This is a genomic window from Alteromonas sp. CNT1-28 (genome assembly GCF_022348345.1).
Taxonomy (GTDB): Bacteria; Pseudomonadota; Gammaproteobacteria; order Enterobacterales; family Alteromonadaceae; genus Alteromonas; species Alteromonas macleodii.
The window spans coordinates 1-23,361 of record NZ_JAKREZ010000021.1 but is presented as its reverse complement, the minus strand read 5'-3'; the positions used below and the strand labels follow the sequence as shown (position 1 = coordinate 23,361).

11 protein-coding genes are annotated in these 23,361 nt (G+C 44.2%); all 11 read right to left on the bottom strand.

The window, feature by feature from the left end; translation table 11 throughout:
• Positions 1-36 precede the first annotated feature (36 nt).
• The 11 genes from MHN02_RS13600 to MHN02_RS13550 all read right to left on the bottom strand — a co-directional run bounded on the left by MHN02_RS13600 (position 37) and on the right by MHN02_RS13550 (position 22,988).
• Positions 37-1,734, bottom strand: a complete 1,698-nt coding sequence (locus tag MHN02_RS13600) for an alpha-amylase family glycosyl hydrolase (RefSeq protein ID WP_171337067.1) — start codon at positions 1,732-1,734, stop codon at positions 37-39.
• 1 nt (position 1,735) lies between these two features.
• A complete protein-coding gene (locus MHN02_RS13595) occupies positions 1,736-3,217 on the bottom strand; it encodes an MFS transporter (protein ID WP_171337068.1) in 1,482 nt (493 codons plus the stop codon).
• 38 nt (positions 3,218-3,255) lie between these two features.
• On the bottom strand, positions 3,256-5,196 hold the full coding sequence (locus MHN02_RS13590) for a glycoside hydrolase family 13 protein (RefSeq protein WP_171337069.1): 1,941 nt from the start codon (positions 5,194-5,196) through the stop codon (positions 3,256-3,258).
• Positions 5,197-5,352: 156 nt separating this feature from the next.
• A complete protein-coding gene (locus tag MHN02_RS13585; protein WP_041449845.1) occupies positions 5,353-7,305 on the bottom strand; it encodes an alpha-amylase family protein in 1,953 nt (650 codons plus the stop codon).
• 122 nt (positions 7,306-7,427) lie between these two features.
• Positions 7,428-8,324 (bottom strand): PEP-CTERM/exosortase system-associated acyltransferase, encoded by an 897-nt coding sequence (locus MHN02_RS13580; RefSeq protein WP_014949457.1) that lies wholly within the window; start codon positions 8,322-8,324, stop codon positions 7,428-7,430.
• Between the two features lie 96 nt (positions 8,325-8,420).
• Positions 8,421-8,909 carry an RNA methyltransferase gene (locus MHN02_RS13575; RefSeq protein ID WP_207198495.1) on the bottom strand — a complete coding sequence of 163 codons (489 nt, stop codon included), beginning with the start codon at positions 8,907-8,909 and terminating at the stop codon, positions 8,421-8,423.
• A gap of 783 nt (positions 8,910-9,692) precedes the next feature.
• Positions 9,693-10,553, bottom strand: a complete 861-nt coding sequence (locus tag MHN02_RS13570; protein ID WP_239246695.1) for a patatin family protein — start codon at positions 10,551-10,553, stop codon at positions 9,693-9,695.
• A 166-nt stretch (positions 10,554-10,719) separates the two neighbouring features.
• Positions 10,720-15,051 carry an alpha-1,6-glucosidase domain-containing protein gene (locus tag MHN02_RS13565; RefSeq protein ID WP_239246694.1) on the bottom strand — a complete coding sequence of 1,444 codons (4,332 nt, stop codon included), beginning with the start codon at positions 15,049-15,051 and terminating at the stop codon, positions 10,720-10,722.
• A gap of 83 nt (positions 15,052-15,134) precedes the next feature.
• Positions 15,135-18,185 carry a TonB-dependent receptor gene (locus MHN02_RS13560; RefSeq protein WP_239246693.1) on the bottom strand — a complete coding sequence of 1,017 codons (3,051 nt, stop codon included), beginning with the start codon at positions 18,183-18,185 and terminating at the stop codon, positions 15,135-15,137.
• 290 nt (positions 18,186-18,475) lie between these two features.
• Entirely contained in the window at positions 18,476-19,996 is a 1,521-nt protein-coding gene (locus tag MHN02_RS13555; RefSeq protein WP_239246692.1) for a tryptophan halogenase family protein, read from the bottom strand.
• A 130-nt stretch (positions 19,997-20,126) separates the two neighbouring features.
• A complete protein-coding gene (locus MHN02_RS13550) occupies positions 20,127-22,988 on the bottom strand; it encodes a TonB-dependent receptor (RefSeq protein ID WP_024016300.1) in 2,862 nt (953 codons plus the stop codon).
• Between the last annotated feature and the right edge of the window lie 373 nt (positions 22,989-23,361).

The window sequence follows — 23,361 nt, the reverse complement described above, 5'->3', positions numbered from 1 at the left end:
CCACGGGGCTTTTTTATTGTGCGCTAAACACGTTTTTTATTGGCGGGCCAACTGATGCTTAATTTGAGCAAGTAATGCACTGTTACTTACTTGACCTTCGCGCACCCATACCTGAACGCCATTGGGCTTAACCGTTGCGGTTAACGCATCACCGAGTTCTACCGTTTGCGTTTCTCCAGATAATTGTTCCGTCCAGTCGCCCGATTGCATAAAGTCACTAACCTCAAAAGATTGTGCGGCATTACCCTTATTAAGTAATACAAGTGCAGTCTGCTGTGTTTCTGCAGTATCAACAACGCGATAAAACGCCGCTTGATGACCGTCAAGTTCAACGTTGACTTGAACACCGCGCTGCAGTGCTACCGTGTTTTTACGCACGTTGGCAATCTTTGTAAGCGCCTGTTGAATAGGATGTGTCTTGGCTTGGTCTAGGCGCTCTTGGCCAACATAGTTACGATTGCCAGCATGTTCCGCCGTACCGCGCATGAAGCCAATTTCAGATCCCATGTATACAACCGGAATGCCTCTTACTGTAAACAACCAATTATGCGCATTAATAAAGCCTTCATCAGTGGCATTAATGCGCGCCATATCGTGGTTATCGTAGAACGTAGTTAATTCATATGGATTGTTATATGGCCCGTGCGTAAGGTGAAGCACCGTTTCTAAGTCAGCAAAATCACTCTCTAGCGGCTTTTCAAATACATTCACCATGGCCTTTTGCATAGGAAAGTCTAATACACTGACGCCCCCATTTTTCGGCAACGTATGTTGGGCAATGTTATTCGCCTCATAGTCAAATGCTTCGCCAAACATAAAAAAGTCAGGGTTTTGTTCGCGTATACGATCTGACGCTTCACGCCAAAACGCATGAGGCACATGCCTGATTGTATCTATTCTAAATGCATCAGCACCTTGAGAAATCCAATACAAATAGCTGTTGATGAGATAATCGCGTACGGCGGGGTTTTCGTCATCTAGATTAGAAAGCTTAACTAAATCTGGATAGTTGTGAAAAAAGCTATGAAGTGGGTTGTTTTCAGGGTCAAGTTCTTCAGGCGCCAAGTTTTGATGATCAGCAACCAGATTTCCATCCCTGTCATATATTTCCCCGTAGCCAGGTAAGTCCTTCTCCATGGTGAAGCTTGGTGTGCCATGATTTGCCACAATATCAAACACGGACTTGAGGCCATGCTGACGCATTTTCGCCGTATAGTCACTAACGCTTAAATTGGCGCTAACCAAATGCTCGTCAGCTTTATAGAAATTCGTTGCCCAATAGCCGTGATAACCCGTTTTACCACCGTCTTTAAAGGCACCGCCATAAGTAATGGGTTCATCGCCATTAAACGCATAGTCCGGGTTATCGTGGACAGGCGTCATCCATACTGCCGTGAACCCCATTTCTTTAATATAATCGGCGTTGTTTAAGATACCCTGTAAATCACCGCCCATGTAACCCACATAGGCTTTCTTACCTTCAGGACCTTCTAAAGGCAGTTGCCACGTAGGGTGATCGCCTCCCTGCTCTTCATAATTGTTCGAAGGGTCGCCGTCTACAAAACGATCTGTCACAACAAAGTACACCGCTTCGCTAGCAAATGGCGTAGTGGTACCCACGATAGCATGGCTGTTTTCTTGTGTATCGTTAGATGAAGGAACAGATGTACTCGAGCAGGCTGAGCAAAATAAACCAGCTAACGTTAAAGCGATTGTTGTACGATTAAATGACATATTAAGCTCCCTGCGCTTCTTCAATGTCTTGCTTATCGGCCTCGTTCACGAAGAAAACTGAAACCGCACCAATTAACATAGAAACTCCGGCAACAACGATAATGTACTTTGCGTCGTTGTCGAAAACAGAACTTAGAATCCAACCAGCAGTTAGGCCCGATACAATTTGAGGGGCGGCAACAGTAAAGTTGAAGATACCCATATAAACACCCGTTTTATTTGCAGGTAACGCACCAGCTAACATAGCGTAAGGCATAGCAAGAATAGCAGCCCACGCAATACCTACGCCTACCATAGGGATTAACAGCTTCACTGCGCCCAAAGGTACTGTTACTTCAGTAATCAGTAAGTTTACGTTGATCATCGTTAGGTCTTGGAATAACAAGAAGCTTACGTAGCTCAGGCCACCTAGCGCTAAAGACGAAGCGTAAACCGTTTTGCGACCAAACTTGTCAGCAAGTTTTGCCAAGAAAATAGAAAAAATAGCAGCAAATACCGAATACGCAGCAAATAGAATCCCTACCCAATCACCAGCAGCTCCCTTGGCCATGATGATGGTTTCAGGCACCATCGGGGCTGCAGCAATATAAGCTGGGTCAAACCACTGCTTATCTACATTCCATATATGTTGCGTGATAGCAGGTGTGGTATATACCCACATAATAAAGAGCGCAAACCACGAGAAAAACTGCACGACAGCAAGTTGTTTCATCGTCTTTGGCATATCTTTTACTAACGTGAAAAACTCACTTAAGCGTTGTCCTAGCGGTGCTTTAGGCGCTTTTTCAGTTGCAGGCTGCTCTTCGGTAAGCCCTTTATAGCGGTTGTATTCATCTGGTGCGTATTCTTTGGTACGAACTACCGTCCAAATGACCGTACCAAGCAGTACTGTAGCCCCAATGTAGAAAGCCCAAACAACAGAAGGTGCAACCTCACCCATTTGTGCCGTATTTTCAAGGCCAATAACATTGGTAAGTACAAATGGCAGTATTGAGCCGATAACTGCGCCTATATTAATCAGTAACGACTGAATCGAATAGCCAACATTGCGTTGTGACGGCGGTACCATGTCTGACACCAATGAGCGAAACGGCTGAAAACAAACGTTAAACGACGCGTCCATAAGTGCAACCATTAACGCGCCCATTACCATAGGTGCCAAGAAGGCAACAAATATCGGCGCATTTGGCAGTAAGATCATACCTAATACTGCGGCGATTGCACCAGCAAGGATGAACGGGCGGCGTCGACCTAATCGATTCCACGTTCTATCAGATGCTGAGCCAACAATTGGTTGAACGATTAATCCCATGATTGGCGCGACTAGCCAAAATAGTGATAGCGAGTGAAGGTCTGCCCCTAAGTCTGAAAGGATCCGACTTACGTTTGCGTTTTGCAGTGCAAAACCGAATTGAACACCTAGAAAGCCAAAGCTGACGTTCCATATTTGCCAGAAAGAAAGGCGTGGTTGAGTTGCTTGCATACTTTGCTCTATTTATTGTTTTACTATAATTAATACAATTACTGCACAATGAAAACACTAGCAGACATTGCTGGTAAGCTTAAGGTATCCGTTGTCTTAAAAGTTATCCCATCGCTAACACGTGTTAACGTCTGGTGTGTGCTTAGCACCTCTGCATACTTGCTTAGAGGCAGGTCCACTGGCTTTTTATTTAAGATGACCAATATTTTATCAGACTGATTAGTATTTGATTTATCTGCACCACTGGCTGAATCGAGATTTGCCTCTCGAATATAGGTATAAACCCCATTCTCCGGTGCAAAATGCTTCAACAGGCCTTTAAACTGCAAAGGGTGTGATTTACGCAGTTGAAGTAACCCCTTCACACGCTGCTGTGCCCAACGCTCATCATCCGTTAAACCGTGCCCAGTAAAAGCGTTTTTGTCATTGTCCGAAGGCCACCCGCCTGGAAAGTCAGAACGAATAATACCGTGGTCTTCACTGCCTTCGTTACCCATCAAAATTTCTGTACCGTAAAAAACTTGTGGAATACCGCGCGTAGTGAGCAATAGCGTCATAGCCATATTCCATTTGTCTTTATCATGACCGAGCTGAGTAAAAATGCGGCTCATATCGTGGTTATCAGGAAAGATGACCAAATTATTCGGGTCGCCGTACAAAAAGTCAGTAGCTAAGGTTTCGTATACAGAGATGAAGCCCGAATTCCAGCTTTCGTCATTGCTCAACGCTTCAACGACTGCGGCTTGAAGCGGGAAATCCATAACCGATGGTAGAGCGCTATCGTAATCATCGTGGCGGTGGCTACCCGCCTGCCAATATGCCGTGATTGCGGGGTTAACTGACCACTCTTCCCCTACTATATTGAAATTCGGGTACTCGTCCATTATGCGGTTTGTCCATTGGCTCAAAAACGCCTTATCAGGATAGGAGTACGTATCCACACGTATTCCACTTAGCCCAGCGCTTTCAACCCACCAAATCGCGTTTTGAATAAGGTAGTTCGCTAAATGCGGATTGCGCTGATTTAAGTCCGGCATGGTTGGCACAAACCAACCATCGCTAAACCCTTGTATATCGCTTGCTATGGCGTGAGGGTCGTGAAGAGCTTCACGCTTGTGGGTTGTCCCTACAAACTTACCGTTGTTATTGATCCAGTCGTGTGACGGCGTATCTTTCATCCATAAATGATTACTGCCTATATGGTTAAGTACCATATCCATTATAATGCCAAGACCCTGTGATTTAGCTTCAGTACTTAACGCAATAAAATCGTCATTAGAACCAAATCGAGGGTCTATTTTGTAGTAATCCGTGGTGGAATAGCCATGATAACTGTATTTATCCATGGCATTTTCGAGCATGGGCATTGTCCATATTTGAGTAAAGCCCATATCCTGAATGTAGTTGAGGTTATCAACAATACCTTGAATGTCACCACCGTGGCGACCACCTTTGAATGAACGGTCTGCGGGATCGCCATAACCCTTAACATTATCATTTTCCTTATTACCATTGGCATATCTGTCGGGGGCAATAAGGTAAATAGCATCTTGAGGCCCAAAGCCTTCGCGCGACGCTGAGCCTTGTGCTCTTTTTTCTAACGTGTAAGTGAAATCACGGGTCGTACCATCGCTGTCAGTAAGCCTGATAACGAGTTCCTGGGCACTAACATTCGACGTATCTAGCGTTACGAATAGATAGTTCTCACTATCAAGGGCTTGGCTATGCTTAACTCTTACATCGCCTTTCGCTATTGAAACAGTGTCATCGGCAACATCTTCACCATAAAGCATCAACTCTACATTACTGTTTTGCATACCAACCCACCAATTCGGCGGGTAAACATCAATGCCACTGTTTGCAGATGATTGAACTGAGAACAAAGGAAATGTAGTGATACAGCTGAGGAGAAGCGGAATTGCGCGCTTTTGGATTTTTTTATGACCACTGTCATTAGTTACACGATTACGTTTTGGCACATCAACCCCATGTTAAAAATACGTTAAGTACAAGATGGTGATGAGATACTACCTTGCCCGTCCGATCTGACCAATGCTCTGCATACGTATTCACGAAACACCATGTAAAAAAACATGGTGTTTCGCGTTAACTCAGCAGCATGTAATAAAACCTAATTAGAAGGCGAATACTTTAGTCTCAAGCCCTTCCAATGAGAACGAAGCGTTGTAGTTAATGCCCTCTTTTTCTAGTGTTATGCCTTCATGAGAAAGCATAGGCGCTAGCGTGATCCGATCGCTATCTTTACCTAAAACATTTGAAGGAACAACAAGCTTCATTGCACCTGTAGGCTTATCGTTAAAATTAGCCACAACCACAAATCCGTGCTCACCTTGTGCGCGCACAAAAGCAAATTGCTGCTCAGTATAGGCTGAATCTTTCACATCAAGATTGAGCGCGTGTAGGCTTTGATATTCACCTGTAACTGCAGGGTTTGTGGCAGCAATAGCCATCACGTCTTGGTAAAATTGGTGAAGTGCTTTTTCATCTTCGGTAGATTTCCCTGCATCAAACTTACCGTCGTTCATAAAACGCTGGTGGGCAGGAACACCTACATAATCGAAAATTGATGTACGTGTTGGATCTCCAAAACCAGTCTCCTCGCTACCGTCTTCACCCACATCTTGACCAAAGTACAACAGCGTAGGCGAACTACTAATAAGCGCACTCACTGCAAGCGCGGGTTTACCTTTCTGGGCACTACCGGCAAAGTCTGGGCTGGCTATACGTTGTTCGTCGTGATTTTCTAAAAAATGGAGCATATGCGGGGCGATATCATTGATTTCATCATGAATAGTAACCAGTTTGCTTACTTCTCCACTCCCCTGCATAATCGTTTTTAATGTGTCGTAGAAACCCACCTTGTCGTAAAGGTAGTCCATTTTGCCTTGGTGGATATACTCGCGATACTTATCTGGTTGATAAACTTCCGCTAGCAAGAACGCATTAGGTGCCTTTTGTTTAATACTGCTATTTAGAAACGACCAAAACTCGACAGGCACCATTTCGGCCATATCGTAGCGGAAACCGTCGACACCTTTATCTATCCAATAATGTGCAATATCTCTGAATTTATACCACGAGTCTGGTACGTCTTTTCCTTGCCAAAATGCGGCATGTTCTTCAAAGGACTTATCACTGTACTCTTCAGGTAAAACTGGAAAGTCGTAAGTGCCGTCAGGCATCACGCCATAGTTCACTTTTACGGTCTCGTACCAGTCGTTTATATCCGGTTTCGAAGCTCTAGCACCGTTGCCTGTCCATTTTGCTGGAAACTCTTCGAACTTACCGTCAGATAGTGGATGCTTTTCACCACCTAGAGGTTGATAGTTATCAGCTGTGGGCACTTGAAACGCTTCACCTACTACATAGTAAAAGTTGTTATCACGGGCGTATTCAACAGACGTGTCGTCGTGCGCGCCGAAATCACTTACACCTTCAGGTGCAGAAAGTGAATGGTAATCACGGGCAACATGATTAGGCACGATATCGATAATAACCTTCATTCCCGCTGCGTGAGTCCTGGCAATTAGCGCTTCAAATTCTTCTAAACGCTTGGCTGGATCATCGGCTAGGTCTGGATTAACGTTGTAGTAATCTTTAACTGCGTAGGGAGAGCCCGCTCTGCCTTTCACTACATCTGGGTCGTCGTTTGAAATACCAAAATCAGTGTAGTCATTAATCACCGCATGGTGCGGCACACCGGTATACCAGATATGACTGGTTCCCAAAGATTTTATGGCCTTTAGCGCTTCGGGAGTAAAATCACTAAACTTACCTACCCCATTGTGCTCAATTGTGCCCCAAGGCTGGTTATTTGTATTCGTGTTTCCAAACAAGCGAGTAAAAACTTGATAAACGACAGGTTTACCTTGCCTTTCAGCCGAATCGTTTAGCGTCGAACTTTCGCCGCTCTGACCAGATGGTTTCAGGCTAGCGTCTTTGGTCACCGGCTTTTGATTATTCACTGGAGAGGTCGGCCCTGTACACGCTGTTATTCCAATTGACAGCATAGCAATTGACAAGGGTTTAAGACAAAAACGAAATTGGAAATTTGGCATGGTAATCATTGTGATAAACGTAAATTATGCCAACAGGATACGCGTTAACTGGATGTTAAAAAACATGCATACGTATTCAAACATAAAAAAACCGCCTGACGAGGCGGCTTAGTATTCCAGATAGCATGGTGTCATGCTGCATGGGCTATGCGAAGAGGCTTTCGAGTATGCTCAATGGTGGGAACGGCCACATCGCCAATAGCTTGTAACGCACTATTTAGTTCTGAATGAATCTTTCTGTGAAAACCTTTTAGTGGTTTTGCTAAATCATCAAGCAGTACATGCGGTGACAATCTATATGGCATACGTTTGCCATTGAATTCAATAGCTTCACCTACTGGATTAAAATGAATACCGAATGCCTTCATTCTTCTTGCTAACTTAGGCTCCATAAGCACATAGGCATGCTTAACGTTTAAATGAAGGCACACACTCGTTGCCATTAAGTACAGTGCAATTGAAAGATAAGGAAAATGCTCAACGTTAAATGGAACATTTTTCTTTTGTTTAACTTTTTCAATTTTTTCAGAGGGTAGGATTTTAGAGCGTAACTGTCGCACTCTAAATTCTCTCGGTATTGCAAGGCGAGAGATTTCACAGACGCTTTGTGGGGACAAGTTTGAAGGTAGCAATGCACCATCGCCAATTACTTCCGCACACTTTTCTTCTAATGGAAGTGCCAAGCCAGCTTCAGTTGGCAAGACCAACCTTATCGTGCCTGCACACTCTCCTGTTGGCAAATGCTTGATGTAGCAATTGATCGCGCGATCATCAAACTTATCTTTTTCTAATGCAGTGGCATTTTTCTGCTCGAAGTTCATTTCTTCACAATACACTTTGTGTCGCGTTTTATAACTCACCTGCTTTTCACTTTCTTCGTTAGCAATCACAAGTTCGTAACGACTAAAGAAGAAATTAGAAATACTCTCTTCGAGTGAGAAACGACTAGGGAGTACCCTAGAAAATGTTTGTGGTAGTCGACTCAGTTTGTTAGACACGGCGCCATTAAACGCTCGAACTGCGCTCATTGTTCTCATCTTCAACGCAAAGCTCCCCTGATTTAATTTATTATTAGGCTTGTGGGTAACTTCCTGTTCGCAACGACAGCCTTAGTTATTTAATTACTATTTAATCTTAGATTTGTTATTCGTATCTCTACTTTGTCTGATAAGTGCATCCCCACTTACGTAATCAGACTTTGACAGACGGTCATACAGCAACACATTTGCTGTGGCCGCTAAATTCATGCATGAAAAAGTAGGAACGTAGACAACATGATCGCACCAAGACAAAACGTCTTCGCCAATACTGCCATCTTCAGGACCTAGCAAGTAAAACGCATTGCTCGGGTGCTCAAACAAAGGTAGTGGTGTAGCACCCTCTACCAGTTCAACCGCTACGACTGACGCACCTTCAGGCACTACTTCTTTTAAGTCGTCGACCCCAATGGTCGGAATGACTTTATGAAACGCTTTCGTATCCGCATTAAAATCTTTAGCAAATCGATAGCGCTGACCAGTATAAAAAACGCTGGCCACACCATAACAACCTGCAGCTCGCAGTATAGAAGCAACATTTACGGGATTTTTCGGGTTTATTAACCCAATTGACATTTTCTGATTCGCAATTTGCACGTTTATATTTATTTTATTTTTATTCAGCATTTGATATTGCCACGTTCTTTCTCACGCATCTAGACAGGTTAGCGTAAACTAACCTTAAGTATGATTAAATATATCTAAATAGCGGTAGACACAAAACTCGCGATTCAACTATGCCAATAAGCATTTCTGCCAATGAGCATTGGTCTCCTCTTGCTATCGAGAAGCACGTGATATTGCAAAGCGTGGTCAATTATAATTTCTATATTTTAATAACGTGTGACAGTTTGGTCTATTTACTCAATCCCTTTTTTAAGAAGGATTTAATGTTGAGATAAATGAACCACCTGAAATCTTCGCATCGTTAAAAAAACAGCGTTTATTGCCACCTGTTCAGCAAGATGCAGACCAATTTAATGAAAATATTGCACATTGCCTGCAAAGTTTACATAAAAATGCTTCATAAACTCGATAAAATTCATTTTTTTCAAAATGTTACTAAAATAGGAAAAATGGCAACTTATGTTCAAACGGGAAGTCAACAGCGCTAGTTATAAGCGGTGTGAGGGAAATAGCGTTGCTAAGTTCAACAATTCACGCTGTGTAAGACTGGTACTAGAAGTAAGAACCAGTAACTTAAGCTTAAACTGTTGCCAAATTGAAACAGGGTAAGATGCTGAAAATTAAAGTTTTATTGGAGATAAAAAAAAGCTTGGAAAAAAAACCAAGCTCTATAAGCCTTTTGTTGCGATTTGCATACAGGCTTTGTACAGAAAGAAGAAATCAGTCTGGTAGCTATGCGCTTTTGCGCTGTCTTTCCACTAAATTCTCATAGCAATGTTTAAGATAGCGTCTTGCCATGCGCCGCCCTTGACCGTAGCCTCGCAATAACTTCTTCTTATCCATAGTTAAACGCTTAACGCAAAAAGCTTCATCAGGCGCTATCACACGGATTGTGCAGTCGTCGGGTGGATTATTGAGAAAAGCTAACGTTTCGTTATAAATGGCTGCACGCTGCAACATCTTATCGAGTAGCGCAGGCTGGTTGCGATACATCTTTTGCATTAGCCAAACAGACTTTACTTCTGGTTTTGTAAAACCTAACGGTTGAGAAAGAATAACCGTGATATCCTTCGCACCCATTTTGTATGCTTGGATAGCAGGTATTGCATCTGCCACTCCCCCGTCCAAGTATCGCGTACCGTTTATTGAAATTTCGTCTCGGTATGCAGTTGGCAACGCACAGGAAGCTACCATTAAATCATCAACATTATCTTTGGTGGCTTGTATATATTCACATTCACCTGACTCTGCATTAGTAATCCCAACATACAGTGGCATGCTGCTTTTTTCACCTGGTGCAGGAATATTCATGGACTGTTTAGAGTGATGCCATAGCCAATGAACATCTGTCATGTGCCCACCTTTTATGAAACGAAGCGGGCTAAAAAACTCCCTCTTTGTGGCGTATTGCGTGATGATGGTTTTACTAAGCCCATGCATTTTCGACACGTAGGTTGAAAGATTAGTTGCGCCAGCTGAAACACCAATCGCGAAGTCGAACGAATGGTAGTCATGCTCCATGAATTTGTCTAACACGCCTGCTGCAAAAACTCCGCGCATAGCGCCACCTTCAACAACGAGTGCACGTTTCATTTTCATCTCCTTTTGAATAATTTCAACCACTCTGGTACGACCACTATTTTCTTGGTGATACTACTAGAGAATCAAGAGATATGCCAAAAACAAAAAACCGCAAACTACGTCGCGGTTTTTAAATCTTGGTTTATTAGAAATTTACCAAGTTAGCATCTGTTCGGTCTTACTTTTTCGTAACCGTTAACGTAGGTGCATTTCCATCAGGGCCAGATACCTTAAACTCGTATAGACCAGACTCTGCAACTTCAATCATTAGATTATTGTTACTTGCGCCAAGTATTTTCGGCTCGCTAGGCGTTACTACGTTGCTTGCTGCATCGTTCGGGTTGCCAAGGTTTACTGTCGACCAGTCTTCAGAAGCGACTTTGAATTCAATACTACCTGCGCTCAATTCAATGTCTGCGGTATAAACACCTTCTCCTTGATATTCAAACATATCGACAGCTCCCCAGCCATTCATACCACCACGGATATAAACTTGAGTGTCGCCCCAAAACGCTTCTTTAAATACACCAACGGTTGGCGCATTTAAATCAGTGACGTTGAATACGAACACATAGCGGTCGGCGGTTTCAATGTTCAAAATAAGATTGTCGTTAGTAGCGGCGAGCCCCAAAGTCTGACCAGGCGCAAGGTTGCGATCTGAATCATCTGCTGATATCGCACCGAAGTTCACGGTACTCCAATCTTCTGAAGCAACCTTAAACTCGTAAGTCCCTGGCTCAACATCACGAGAGAAAGTGTAAATACGTCCGCCTTGGTAAGCAAACTCCTCAGCCGTACCCCAGTCGTTCATTGCACCACGAAGATACACTGGTGTGCCAACATAGGGCTCTTCGTTCTCAACCATAAGGATTGGTGCTTCGCTATCAGTCGCATCAATAGTAAACAGATAGGTCGCGCTCGTCGCTGGTGTAAATGAAAGGTTGGTATTAGTACGTGCAAGAACCTTTTCTTCGCCCGCTATTACTGTACCTTCTTCACCATCCGCTGCGCCAAAGTTCACTGTACTCCAATCTTCAGATGCGAATTTGAATCCATATGTAACGCCACCTTCAAGTGTAGCTGTTACGGTGTACTTACCGTTACCCTGATAGGTAAATGCATCATCCGTTGACCAACCATTCATATCTCCACGCAGGTAAGCGATGGTGTCGCCGTAAGGAACAACATCAGGCGCACCAGACGTGGCATACGCTGATAGACCATAACCTTGAGCTCCAGACTGTGGTTTTACGAAAACAGCAATAGTTAGTGCAGGAACGGTAAAGGTTCCATTACCATCTTCACCTTCTACAAATGTGGCGCCGCGTACCGCTGCATCGACAGAATTCATTTGTGTGGCGTGAAGCGAAAAGCCTGTTGCTGTGTTTACCGTGATAGACTTCTCTTCATACCCCGTATTCACAAGCACCATAACCGCATCATTCATCATGTCTAAATCTAGGCGAGGTACTTCGCTGTTTTCAGATATGCCGTCATCAATGCTCATCGCTATAAGACCACGCTGCTGGCGTTCGCCAATATTGTGGAAACCTATACGGTCGATGATGTCTTCAGCGGTGGTTAATCTAAACAGCGGACTTGTCATTCGAATATTAAGCAATTCTGCAAACACATCAGAGGCAAACATTATATCTGCCATTGAGGCCGCGCGATTTGGATTGTAAATGAATTCACCCATTTCTTCCCAACGGGCTTCGTTGTCTTGTGCCAACGGTAAACCTACGTTCCAGTTGTTCGTTTCGTAGGTGAAATCGACGTAGTTAAACCAGTCGCCCGCATCATAGGTATTTCTATCCATTGATTTTGAGCGAAGCATGTCGCCGCCCATTTGTAAAAACGGAATACCTTGAGACACAAGATTAATACCCATTGCTACATTTTGGGCACGAACCCGCTGTTCTAAAGTAATATCTTGTGGAAGCGTGTAGTTTAACTGATCCCACAGTGTTTCATTATCGTGCTTCGACACGTAGTTAATGATATCCGCAGGATCTTCTGCATAGCCGCCTAAGTTACTGGTAGCGCCTGCACTTCCTGAAGACGTCTCCAAAACATAGTCTTTTAACGTTCCGATCATGCCCATTTTTACGCGGTCTTGCGCGCTTAATAGCCCTTCATCTTCCGGTCTAAAGATAGCGCCCTGGCGAATAGCTTCGCGAATACGGTCGTTATAGGTACCAATCTCGGTACCAGCCATATTGAGCTGGCTCGCTTGCTCGTAACCGCGGTCTATTTTAGTCCAGCCTTCACCGTAGAAATAGTTGTCAGCATCGATAGCTTGGACTGCATCACGCAAGCGTACCATAGTGTCTTTTGTAGCTTGGCTCATGATGTCGAAACGGAATGAATCATACTTATAATGCTCAGCCCACATGAGCAGCGAATCTTCCATGAACTTTTCCATCATGACATTGCGAGGCTCTGTGTCATCACAGCACGTTTCACGAACAATCGCACCAGTATCCACTTCATAACGGTGGTAGTAACCCGGTACCGCTTTGTCTAATACTGACTTACTGAAAACACCCGACGCATTGGTATGGTTATAGACTACATCAAGTGCAACACGTAGCCCCATCTCGTGAAGTGCTTGGATCATGGCGCGCATTTCTACAATGCGTTCTACTCCCTCTGCACTCGACGCATAGCTGCCTTCCGGCGCGTTAAAGTGATGAGGATCATAGCCCCAGTTGAATGTATCTAGATTGCGTAAATCATTAGTAAGCTGCTGGGCTTTACCCGCTTGAGATAAAGGATCGTAACTGTTGTAAACGTCAATTAACAATGCATCAGCGCTTTCTTCTTCACATACCGCAGCACTGCTATTTAAGCGACACAGTTTGCCTACCGTATCGTATAAATCTACCGTTTTTGTTGGATCCTCATCGATAGTTGCAATGTCATTTGCTGGAAGTATATGGAAGTAAGTAAGCCCTGCTTCAACAAGCTTTTTAAGGTGCTCAACCGGTGCTGTGCCCTCTTCAGTAAAGGCAAGGTATTTACCTCTATTTTCCTCAGACGTAGACATATCACGTACGCTAAAGTCACGAACGTGCCCTTCGTAAATGACTGCATCTTCATAATTTTCAACCGTCGGAATAGTATGAGTATCCCAGCCTTGTGGTTTTAAATCATCATCAGCTAGATTTACGAAGCGAGAGAAACGGCCGTTTGTGCTTAGTGACACAGAATATGGGTCTGTAACAAGCAGCGTTTCTACATTCCCCGTAATAGGGTGATAGACGGTAACTTCATAACGGTAAAGCTGACGGTCTAGGGACATATCGCCTTCATGACGCCAGACACCAGACGTATCATCGCGAACCATATCAATACGTTGGCTTAATGTCTTGTTGTCGTTATAAATCAGAAGATCAACATTTGAAGCAGTAGGCGCCCACAATGCGGCAGTAATACCTGTATCAGAGTAGATACCACCAAGTTGAGCTTCGTCGGCATCGTCTTCACCGAGCGTATATAGTGCGTCTATTCCGTTAGCCAGTTGGATCCCGGTCGCAACAACAAGCGCACCGTCAGCATCGTAACCCCCTACTACGGCTTGTGTCGTCAACACGGTTTTAGCATCTTCAACCGACCAGTCGCCTTCCCAAGCCTGCATAGCAGATAAGTGCGGCGCACGGTCAGATTGCTCTTCGGTAAGTGTTGTACTCATTAACGTTACTTGAGTACCGTTAATACCCTCTTCCAGAGTGCTCTCTAAGTCAGCCTGTGCTGAATAGTGAAGTTTCACCTCTGAAACGGTTTCAGGTACGTCCCATAAAATAGTGTTGGCATCTAACCAATGCGCGCCAAAACCCTCGATATCAACAGGCTGAGGACCAAGAGACATGATAGGGAACTCAAATATGGTTGCCTCGCCTGAAAGGGTAAAATTCATGCGTACAAATGTTTCATCATCTTGTACTAAAGAACCCTGGAAGTCTCCGCCCCCCATTTCTTTTCCGGCATCGTCAGTGCCTTTGTGGATGATGAAATTGTGGCAGCTTCCATACCCGTCTTTAAGGTCTAGAATCCAATACGCACCATAGTTTGGATCGATACCGCTATGAATGCGACCGTTGGCCCAATCCGTGTCTGCGTCAGCATAAGCATCACACTCGTCATTGTTCCAAGTATGTAGTCTCCAGCCTTCATAAGCTGCATCGTTACTTGAGTTATCAGCGTCAACAGCAGCCCGATTATAATAAAGTACAGCTTGATTAGATGAAGGGGTAAATACAGGTGCAGGTAAACTTGGATCAGCACCTGCTTCACATGCATCGTTCGCTTCATTAGGTACGAGCGGCGCATCGCATTGAATAGGTGGTGGCGGTTCACAAGCCGTACCTGATGAATTAGGTACATTTGGAACCTCACAGGTAAGCAGATCGTTGGTGCCCGACTCTACGCCCGAGCCACCGCAACCTGCAAGTGTATATGCGCCTACTACGAGTAACGCAGCGCGCACTACTCTTTTTTTAGTAAACATAGAATTCTCCTGAATATTTTCGCTACTTTTGGCAACCGAATATTCCGTCGTGTTGCTAAATAAATTACCTAAGATGCTGTTTTTCATAGTTGATATGTCATCCCTAGGTAATATTGCGTTCCAAAGTATTGGATAGTGCCGGTTTGCTCTTCTGATGAGAAATAGCTCTTCGTTGGCTCGTCTGTTAGGTTATTAACTTGAAATAGTACGCTCCAATTGTCGTTAATCTCGTACGACGCTTGGTAATCAATAACCAATTCTTCGTCAAAGTTAACCACCTGGTCGTTTACCGCTACTTGCTGCGAAACAAATGCGTCGCGATATCGGCTAGACAAGCGAGTTTCAAAACCTTCGTATTCCCAAAACACGGTTAGCGTAGCAACGTTTTCAGAAAGACCTGGTAAGTTAGCGGCATACACGTCATCACCTAGCGTGCGCTGAATTTCACTTTCGGTGTAAGAGTAACTTGCGCTAACGCCTAAGCCTGACCACATGCCAGGCAGCATGCTATAAATTTGCGTATAGGCGATTTCTAAACCGCGAATATAGCCACCTTCGGCATTGTTTACGGCTGTGCTGTAGCTACCATTTTCAGTAGGGACGGTAATAAAGATGGGGTCGCCATTTTCATCAAGCGCTAGTTCGGCTTCCTGTCCTGCAAACTCTGGCGTCAAGTAAACCGGCACACTTACGTTATCAGGAATTACAATGCCGTTTGCTTCAAAATCATAAGGCTCTATTTCGATGTCTTCTACGAACGATTCAATGTCTTTATAAAAGCCAGCAACAACTAATGCGCCTTCCGTATCTGAGAAATAATACTCCCACGAAACGTCGTATTGAGTTGCATAGAATGGTTCTAAATAAGGGCTGTTACGGGCGCTACCACTAACCCTTGCCGTAGGGTTGGAAAGCGTAATTTCACCCGAGTCTCTGTCTTGGAAAGCGGTAACCGTTTCAATAGTGGTTGACGCATTTGCGGCAAAACGGTTTATTGGCGCTCTGCCCATCACCTTTGCGGCGGCTACACGAAGTTGCGTGTCATCTGTAAGTTTAAAGTTCAGGTTAATTGAAGGCAAAACGTCAGAATATTCGTGACTTATCAACGCTGGGCGATAAAAGTTATTAATTAGCCCTACGTCGTCGGTAATGTTTTGTGCACCAGCCGTAGGGTCACTAACTTCAACCGATGTTCCGGTCTCAAGGTCTTCAATTAACTGAGTAGCACGCTGTAGCGTCGTTGAACTTTGTTTACTTTTAACGTAACGAACACCAACATTACCTGTAACAGGAATACTGCCAATTTCTGTATTAATGTTTGCCATCAAGTAGGCAGAATTCACTGTTTCAAATACATCGCCACTTTCTTGTAGCGTCCACGCAGTAGCAGGCCCGGTACCTGGACCATTGATAACGCCGGCAGCGCCTGGTCCCCACGTTTGAACAGGCTGTGGCCTACCGCTTGGAAACCAAGCATTAAGTGCACTGTCTAGATCAACGGAAAGATAACTTGGAAAATAACCAAAATCACCGCTCCAATTAACCTCTTCGATCATATCAGAAGTTAACTGAAGTGGCGGTTCGCTTACTGAGAATGCACTATCGTTTCCGTATTCAAACACAGAGCGGTCATTGTTATATTCCCGGTCTGAGTATCGATAGCCAAATTCAAAGCCAGAAATGATTGGCACATCGACATAATATTGGAAGTCTACGCGATAGGCGTCTAACTCATCTTTGTTTTCATACGGATAAATACCGTATTTACTTACCATTACACGGTCTAAGTCTGTAAAAGCATCACTTTGATTAAAACCGATATCAGGTAAGTTTAAACCGTTGAGTAAATAAGAAATTTGGACGTTTTCGTCGAACACGGGGTTTGCCGCTGTCGCATCTTCGCCAACAAGCGACCACAGTAAGCCGTTTCTAAAGTCGCTTTCAGCACTTGAGCGGGAGACGTCAAATTGAACCGCTAAATCTGGCGATATTTCCCAGCTAGCATTCACGCCTAAGTTTGTGACACTGTCGAAATCTTGATTGTCGTCGTTTACCAACTCAACACGGGTAAAGCTGTTGTCTGTACGAGAAAATGTGCCGCCAATTACGCTATTATTTACTACTACAGGATTAGTTATACCAGCGTTTATTCCACCTAGCTTAACGCGAAATCCACGTGCAAAGGCTTCGGAGTCAAATTTCGAGATAAAAGCATCAGCTTTAAGTGTAAAGGTATCGATAGGTGCCCATTCAAACGCGGCAACGTAGCCATCGCGAGTCTCTTCCCCGCCCTTGTGCTGCATTTCAAAGCCTTCTGAAATGAGTTCACAATTGGGGCAATCTGCTGGCCCGTCTATATCACCTTCAAGTCCGTCTACATCAACTTGACCGTTATAAGCTAAACCAATGAATTGAGTAGAAACACTCGGTTGGAATAAACGAGCATAACCTAGTGATACACCTAGCGTATCGTCAAGGAATTTACCTTGGTATGAAAAACTCAGTCTATGTCCATACTCTGTAGCATCACTCACCTCTGACGCTCTATCGTTGTACATGCCACGCATGTTGGCGCTGAATTTATGCTGCTCTTCAATGGCAAGCGGTGATGCAGTTTTAAGTTCCACCGTACCCGCTATACCCCCCTCAATAAGCGATGCCTTGGGTGATTTATAAACCGCTGCCTCACTAATAAGCTCTGAAGGATACTGATCAAACTCAATTGCTCGGCTTCCGCTGGTCGATACCTGCTCTCTACCGTTTAATGTAGAAAACACAAAGTCACCGGATAGACCACGAATGTTTATCTGCGCGGCTTGCCCCCCGGTTCTTACCGCAGAGATACCCGGCAAGCGGGTCAGTGCATCCGCCATCGACACATCGGGAAGTCCGCCCAAATCGTCTGCAGATATTTGTTCAGAAACCGTATCGGAGAAGCGTTTCTGGTTTAGTGATTGGATCAAGCTGGTACTAAAACCACGTACTTCAATACGCTCTAGGGTATCTTCTTGTGGTCGTTCAACTTCGTTTATTGAGGTGTCTGGTGACTCTTGGGCATAAAGAGGAGCTGCGCTAAACGCGACCCCACTACTTATCAAGGCCGCCATGATAGTGCTGGGTTTGAATGTTTTCATTGGTGTCCCATTCCTTGTTTATTATCGACACTTTTAGGACTACCACACCCAAAAATGCCTCTTATGGTTCAACACCAAATACTACTGTTTTGTATAAAAAGGGAGCAATGCTATGCATACGTATTCATTTACATCGGCGCAACATATTTTTAATTTGCTAGTAAAAAACCAGCAAAATTGTAACAATTCATCCTTAAAAACGAATAAAGCAGCCTTTTGGCTGCTTTATCCTTTACCTGTTTAGTTAGCTAATGCGTTCGTTCGCAGCACTTCTAACCATATGAAATTATTCAACTCATTGCGCGCTTATACTTTGCAACCATCCCATTTATATACTCGTCATGTGTCGGCAACTTAGCAATGGGCTCTTTTTTGATTTCCAACAACCTTGTTAACATTTGATTTAACTGAACTTCAGGCACACTGTTTACCAAACCGTGATAATCCTTAGGAGTAATGCCCTGACCGTACAAGACCTGTAGCCATGAGCTTTCAAGGAATAGATCATTTTGTTCTCGTAGCAGATTTCCGCTTTCGTTAAACAACGCAATTTTATGTGCTAGGGAATCGGGCAAAGTAATATTTCGCATGTCATTGAAAAAGGCACTATCGGTTCGCTCATTTACGGTGTAATGCAAAACAAGAAAATCTCTGATTTGTTCGAACTCTAATTCAGACTGCTTGTTATATTCCGTTTCCAAGCTCGGTGCAAAGCCGTTGTGGGGAAACAACTGAATTAAGCGAACAATTGCAGATTGAATGAGGTGAATACTGGTAGATTCAAGTGGCTCTAAGAATCCACTTGATAGACCTACTGCTACTACGTTTTTGTACCACTGCTTACGTCGTCTGCCCGTCGTAAACTTTATCAGTTTAGGGTCACCCAATGGTTTGGTATCTAAGTTTGACAACAAGGTGTCACAGGCCTGATCATCACTGATATAGCGTGAACTATATACGTGGCCATTACCATTTCTGTGTTGCAGTGGGATCCTCCATTGCCAACCCGCATCGTGGGCAATAGAGCGCGTGTAAGGCGCGGTTTTTTCATGTCGCTCAGACGGTACAGCAATGGCACTATCACAAGGAAGTAAGTGAGACCAATCGTCGTAACCAGCGCCCAGCGCTTCCTCTATCAATAGCCCCTTAAAGCCCGTGCAATCAACAAATAAGTCCCCTTCAACCACGTCCCCACTTTCTAAGTGAAGTGCTTGAATAAAACCGCTGTCGGTAAAACGTTGAACACGCGAAATTTTACCTTCTATGCGTACAACCCCCATATTTTCACTCAGCTTTCGTAAATACTGAGCGTATAAACTGGCGTCAAAATGATAGGCGAAAGGTAGCTCAACGACTGGGTCTTTGGCATTTATCTGCGCAAATCGTCCCGCTTCAGCGGCATGGTAATTTAGGTCAAAATCCCACAGGTCGTCTTTTAGGCCTTGCTGGCGCGCCTTTACCCAATAGTGATGAAAATGACAAAACGCCATGCTTTTGCCCGGCGCACCAAAGGTGTGATAGTAGCTTTCACCCTTCGTTTTCCAATTTTCGAACCGTATAGCAAGTTTTATCGTTGCTTTAGTATCATGAAGAAACTGTGCTTCGTCGATACCTAACACTTGGTTTACTAGGCGTATTGGGGGGATGGTAGCTTCGCCAACACCGACCGTACCAATCGCTTCAGATTCAACCAGAGTAATATCAACTGCTTTACCCAACACCTTTTTCATTAATGATGCAGCTAACCAACCAGCCGTTCCACCGCCGGCAATCACTACACGCTTTATCGGTTTATTATGAGGATCTTGCATAAACTTCTCGCAATTCGTACCAAAAATTTTGAAAGGTTCCTTTCATACAAAAAGAAAAGCCACCATTTGCTCTCTCTTTTAGCACAAGCTAAAACAAAAAGCAGCAGGTGGCTTTACACACACGAAGAAATTAGAACTTGTAGTTAAATCCTAGCAAGTAGTTCGTTCCATAAGTTTGGAACTGGGTGATTTGACGGCCGTCAGCCGCTGACGCTTGAATATCATCTTCATCGGTCAGGTTCTGTGCTTGTAAAGTAACACGCAGGCCTTCTAGATATTCGATACCAGACTCGCTAAAGTCATAGCCAATTTGCGCATCAACAAGCGTACCGCCTTGCTTCGTTGCATCAACTAACGCCAAACTAACACCACGTTCTTCAGTTAGGTACTGATCGCGTTTTGTTGCCGCAAGACGGAATTCAAAACCAGCATTCTCATAGAAGAAAGTCATACTGTAAGACTCTTCAGATAGTCCAGGAATACGTGTTTCAGTTTGACCCGGAGCCGCGTCAACTTCACCATCCATAAAGGTTGCACTTGCGAACAAACCGAAGCCTTCAAGTGAATCATGGATCATGTCAAATGGAAGTGAACCTTGTAATTCGTAACCGCGAACAAAGCCTTCGAACCCATCTAGTACACTGCTTACTTGACCTGTGAACAATACAGGAGTTTGACCTTCAGAGCCCTGATGTAGCTCAGGAATATAAAACTCTGTGAAATCAGCCACAATTGACGTGCTGCGGTGCCAATTTTTAATGTCTTTATAGAAGAACGACACAGCTACATAACCTGTATCTGCAAAGTAGTTCTCATAAGCTAAGTCAAACTGGTTAGCTTCAAGCGGACGCAATTCAGGGTTACCAGCACTACCACCCCATGGACCATTTTCAATTTCAGTGCTAGTAATTTGGTTATCGTTGAACGAGAACGTAACCTGAGTATTTGGACGCATATCATCCATACGCGGACGAGAAATAACTTTGCTCAAGCCCAAGCGCACAAACTGGCCCTCAGCCACTTCTGCTGAAAGGTTAAGTGTTGGAAGAACATCTGTGTAGTCTGCGCCACCTGTTACAGGGCTAGCAATGGTGTAACCTTCGCGGTCAGATGTTGCAGAGAAACCTGTTGATTCTTGATCTGCACTTACTACTTGAAGGCCTACGTTACCGCGCACCCAAATATCGCCAACTTCCATTTCCAAATCTAGTTTGGTGTAAAGGGTAAGTAGTTCTTCATCAACGGTGTAAGTATCACCTAAGCGATCGTTTTGAACGCGGCTTGCATCGCTTTCAATGTAATAACCACTTTCGAAAAGACCTAGCGAGTCGTACGCTAACACGCCGTCAATTCCAATAAAGTTAAGGTTCGTTACGCCTAGCACTTCAGGAATAGCAGCATTTCCAGGATATGAAGGCGCTGTTAGGTAAGCACCGTTATTGTCTTTAGATTTAGAGCGGTCAGAATATACAACACCAGCAGATAGGCCAGTTACCACACCCCAATCTACATAGCCTTTAACGTCGAAACGAAGGGTATCAAGCTCTTCTTCGAAAAGCGGCTGGTTTACGAAACCATCCTGTGCGTCAGACTCAAGTAACGGGCGTGCGCCCCATGCTTGCGGACCTGCAAGGCTAATAAGTGTTGGGTCGGTAAGGTCAACTGGTGCAATAGTTGGGTGGTCAGAGAACATTACTCCAGAAGATGTCATTTCCCAGCTACGTGCAGTAATTGGACGGCCTTCAGTACCAGCACGACCTACACCTGAGTAGCTTTCTACATCGATAATTTCTTTTTCAACTTTACCGGTAGAGTAATCTAGTTCTAGTGTCCAAGAGTCGTTGATTTGGTATTCAGCATTAATGCCTACTGTGGTTAGGTCTGCTTCTTGACGACGCGCATCGTTACGAACAACGCTATAGAAACCATCAGAGTAACCACTAGTTACCAGACCGTTTTCAACACCAGTGATTGTGTAAGCGCTTGTACCCCACTCTGCACCGCCTTCTTCAAGACCACGGCGTACATCGTCTTCAACGAAATCGATATAAAGCGCATCAAGTTGAATATTGAGCTTATCGGTAGGTGCCCACTGGACTACAGCGGCAATTGAGTCACGTTCTAGCATTGCTGAACGCTGGAATGAATCGTGACCGCCCAATACAACAGTACCATCAGGAACGTCTACAGTGTCTTGACCATCATAACGACGAGGGTTCCAAAGAGGATTTCCGTTATCGTCAAACGTGTTTTCTGGTGTAGTGTTTACTGTGGCGTAACCCCAACCGCGGAAGTGTTGCTCCTGACGTGGAGACTCCATGCTCGCAACAGTTAGCGCTAAACCAATCGTATCGTCGGCAAATTGATCGACAAAGTTTACAGAAATGCGGTGACCATCGTTGTCAAAATCTGGGTTTGGAGAGTCTTCAGCATTCTTCTCGAACGTGCCGTTTACGGTAAACGTGCTTTCTGCCGTTAGAGGCTTAACCGTTTGAAGGTCAATTGAACCACCGATATTTTGGGTAGTCATGCCCGCTTCTGGTGTTTTGTATACCAGAATGTTTGAAATGATTTCCGTTGGATAAAGGTCAAACTCAACCCCACGGTTATCACCCATACCTAGAAGCTCACGACCGTTCAGTGACGTACCAACGTAGTTCTCGTTAAAACCACGAACAGAGATACCACTTGTACGACCGTTACGACGTTCACCAGTTACACCAGGAAGACGTGCGATTGATTCTGCAATACTGGTATCTGGTAACTTACCAATATCTTCTGCTGATAACGCTTCAACAATTGAAGTGTTATCCATTTTGATTGCTTGAGCACGCTGTAAGCTGCCGCGAATACCGCTAACTTGAATTACTTCAAGATTTGCTTCATCAACAGCATCAGTGTTTGCATCTTGTGCAAATGCTGGTGCACTACCAAACGCCATACCGCCTGAAATAAGCGCAGCTTTAATTAGGTTGGGTTTAAATTGTTTCATAAAACGGGTGTCCCATACGGTTATAGTTGTTGTCTTTTTGTTGTTCTTATGACAATTAAATGACAATACATCTCGTCGGCATAATGCTATAGAGGACCTAGGGTTTGCACAATTGCCTGCATACGTATTCAATAAAATTTGTGCAACACGCCGTTAACAAAGGATATGCAGGCCTTTATGTAATTTAACAACACAATATGGATTATACGGGGCTTTTACGGCAGATAGTTGTAATTTTGTTACATGCATTTCTGCAGAGTTGTTAATAAGCGCGTACATCGAGTAGGGTGAGGCGTCACCGCCTCATCCCTCTCACAGAACCGTACATACGGGCCTCGTATACGGCTCATGTACATAGTTATTTAGCGTAATT

Bases quoted from the DNA above. Each gene is read 5' to 3' on its own strand.
- MHN02_RS13580 (WP_014949457.1), bottom strand. From the start codon at position 8,324: ATGAGCGCAGTTCGAGCGTTTAATGGCGCCGTGTCTAACAAACTGAGT.
- MHN02_RS13560 (WP_239246693.1), bottom strand. From the start codon at position 18,185: ATGAAAACATTCAAACCCAGCACTATCATGGCGGCCTTGATAAGTAGT.
- MHN02_RS13565 (WP_239246694.1), bottom strand. From the start codon at position 15,051: ATGTTTACTAAAAAAAGAGTAGTGCGCGCTGCGTTACTCGTAGTAGGC.
- MHN02_RS13600 (WP_171337067.1), bottom strand. From the start codon at position 1,734: ATGTCATTTAATCGTACAACAATCGCTTTAACGTTAGCTGGTTTATTT.
- MHN02_RS13555 (WP_239246692.1), bottom strand. From the start codon at position 19,996: ATGCAAGATCCTCATAATAAACCGATAAAGCGTGTAGTGATTGCCGGC.
- MHN02_RS13595 (WP_171337068.1), bottom strand. From the start codon at position 3,217: ATGCAAGCAACTCAACCACGCCTTTCTTTCTGGCAAATATGGAACGTC.
- MHN02_RS13585 (WP_041449845.1), bottom strand. From the start codon at position 7,305: ATGATTACCATGCCAAATTTCCAATTTCGTTTTTGTCTTAAACCCTTG.
- MHN02_RS13575 (WP_207198495.1), bottom strand. From the start codon at position 8,909: ATGTCAATTGGGTTAATAAACCCGAAAAATCCCGTAAATGTTGCTTCT.
- MHN02_RS13570 (WP_239246695.1), bottom strand. From the start codon at position 10,553: ATGAAACGTGCACTCGTTGTTGAAGGTGGCGCTATGCGCGGAGTTTTT.
- MHN02_RS13550 (WP_024016300.1), bottom strand. From the start codon at position 22,988: ATGAAACAATTTAAACCCAACCTAATTAAAGCTGCGCTTATTTCAGGC.